2 pseudogenes are annotated in these 1,011 nt (G+C 63.0%); both read left to right on the top strand.

The window, feature by feature from the left end:
• Nucleotides 1–863, top strand: a pseudogene (locus tag ACWTU8_RS31630) (Gfo/Idh/MocA family protein); the annotation flags it as partial.
• A pseudogene (locus tag ACWTU8_RS31635) lies at nt 860–1,011 on the top strand (dehydratase); the annotation flags it as partial. The pseudogenes ACWTU8_RS31630 and ACWTU8_RS31635, both read left to right, overlap by 4 nt.

Below are 1,011 nucleotides of genomic sequence, written 5' to 3' on the forward strand. Positions count from 1 at the left end.
GACGGCGTTCCGTTCGGTCGACGAAGCCGCATCCGTCCAGGATGCGATCTTCGATCTGGCGACCCCGCCGGGACGGCACGCCGAGATCCTGAAAGCCCTGTCGGACGGTGCGGTCGCGTTGATCCAGAAGCCGATGGGCAATTATCTCGGCGAGGCCACCGAAATCCTCGAAATCTGCCGCGCCAACAACCTCAAGGCGGCCGTAAACTTCCAGCTGCGTTTCGCGCCAATGATGCTGGCGCTCAAGGATGCCATCGCCAGGGGCTGGCTCGGCGAGGTCGTCGACTTCGATGCCTGGCTGGCGCTGGCGACGCCGTGGGAGTTGTGGGAGTTCCTGCTCAAGGCGCCGCGCGTCGAGATTGCCATGCACTCGATCCATTATCTCGACCTGATCCGGCGATCCCAAAGGCGTTCACGCCAAGACCCTTGGCCATCCCAACCACAAGGTGGCGCAGACGCGCACCAGCGCCATTCTCGACTATGGCGACGCGGTACGCTGCGCGCTGTCGATCAACCATGACCACAAATTCGGTCGCCGCCACCAGGCCTGCGAGTTCCGCATCTGCGGTACGGAGGGTGCGGCCTATCTCAAGCTCGGTCTCAACCTCGATTATCCCCGGGGCGAACCGGACATTCTGGAAATCCATCCGAAGGGCGGAACGGGCTGGATCGCGGTACCGCTTGCCGGCGAATGGTTCCCCGACGCCTTCGTCGGGCGCATGGCCAATGTGCAGCGCTTTGCATCAGGAGAAGACGACGAACTGGTCAGCTCGGCAGAGGACGCCTGGAGCACCATGGCGCTGGTGGAAGCCGGCTATAGATCGAGCGCGGCGCCGGCCACGCCAATCGCGGAAAGACCCTGATGGAACAGACCACCTATTTCGAAGACTATGAGATCGGCTCTTCGCGGCTGACCAGCGGCCGCACCATCACCGAGACCGACTTCGTCGTCCATGCCGGCCACACCGGGGATTTCTTCCCGCACCATATGGACGCCCAGTACATGAAGAC

It is taken from the genome of Mesorhizobium sp. BHbdii (genome assembly GCF_053848045.1).